Origin of the sequence: Massilia sp. UYP11, assembly GCF_050434805.1 — a bacterium.
Taxonomy (GTDB): domain Bacteria; phylum Pseudomonadota; class Gammaproteobacteria; order Burkholderiales; family Burkholderiaceae_D; genus Telluria.
Window position 1 is genome coordinate 1 of sequence record NZ_JBNDJE010000062.1, and the last position, 1,183, is coordinate 1,183.

Consider the following 1,183-nt stretch of genomic DNA (forward strand, 5'->3'; position numbering starts at 1 on the left):
GAATTACATGGCACGTGAAAGACGGTTGTTTTCAGAAGAGTTCAAGCGCGAGGCAGTCAAGCTGGTAGGCCAGCCTGGTGCGAGTAAGGCGGCGATCGCCCGCGACCTGGGCATTGGCGCCAATTTGCTGGGGCGGTGGTGCAGAGACGCCAACGTCGATGCAGAGGTCACAGGCGGGAGCGAGAAGGTATCGACCCAGGAATATGAGCGCATGCGGCGCGAGCTGGCGAAGGTCAAGACGGAGCGCGACATATTAAAAAAGGCGCTCGGCTACTTCGCAGCCGACCTCAAGTGAAGTACGGCTTCATCGCCAAATATCGAACCATCTGGCCAACGCGAACGATGTGTCGTCTGCTTGGTGTGTCGAGCAGTGGGTTTTACGACTGGCTCGGCCGGCCGGTGAGCGCGCATGAACGTGAGAATGCGCAGCTCCTCAAGGCAATCAAGCACAGCCACGAAGCCAGCGATGGCACCTATGGTTCGCCGCGCGTAGTGCGAGACCTTATCGATGCGGGCTTTGCTTGCAGCGAGAACCGGGTAGCGCGGCTTATGAAAGCAGCCGGCATCAAGGCCCGTCACAAGCGTCGCCGGGCACCTGGGCAGCTCGATTCGCCAGTCCACGCTATTGCGCCGAACCTGCTGGACCGGCAGTTTGAAGCGACAGGCCCGAACCAGAAGTGGGCCGCAGATTTTACCTACGTGTGGACGGGCGAGGGCTGGCTGTTTGTCGCTGTCGTGCTCGACCTGTACTCGCGGCGTGTGGTGGGCTGGTCGATGCAGCCGACGATGACGGCGCAACTGGTAATGGATGCCCTGCTGATGGCCATTTTTCGCCGTGGCCGGCCTCGGGCCGTATTGCATCACTCGGACCAGGGCTCGCAATACACCAGCGAAGACTTCCAGCGCTTGCTCGAATCGCACGGCATCGTGTGCAGCATGAGCCGTCGTGGCAACTGCTGGGACAACGCTGCGATGGAAAGCTTCTTCTCGACGCTCAAGACCGAGCGCCTGAGCAAAAAGCACTACCGGACCAGAGATGATTTACGGGCAGACGTGTTCGACTATATCGAAAGGTTCTACAATCCACGCCGGCGTCATTCCACTATCGGCTACATCAGCCCGGTACAGTTTGAAAATCTAAAATGCGCCTAACGGAAGTGTCCGTGACGATGGGGGAAGGCCA

At 59.3% G+C, this 1,183-nt stretch carries 1 protein-coding gene; it reads left to right on the forward strand.

The features are described from left to right. Window positions 1-7 precede the first annotated feature (7 nt). Window positions 8-1,152, forward strand: a protein-coding gene (locus ABIB38_RS24185) for an IS3 family transposase (RefSeq protein ID WP_429207349.1) whose coding sequence is annotated in 2 segments (ribosomal slippage) — window positions 8-266 and window positions 266-1,152 — 1,146 coding nt in all. Because the reading frame shifts where the segments join, the coding sequence is not laid out codon by codon here. The last annotated feature ends 31 nt before the right edge of the window (window positions 1,153-1,183 follow it).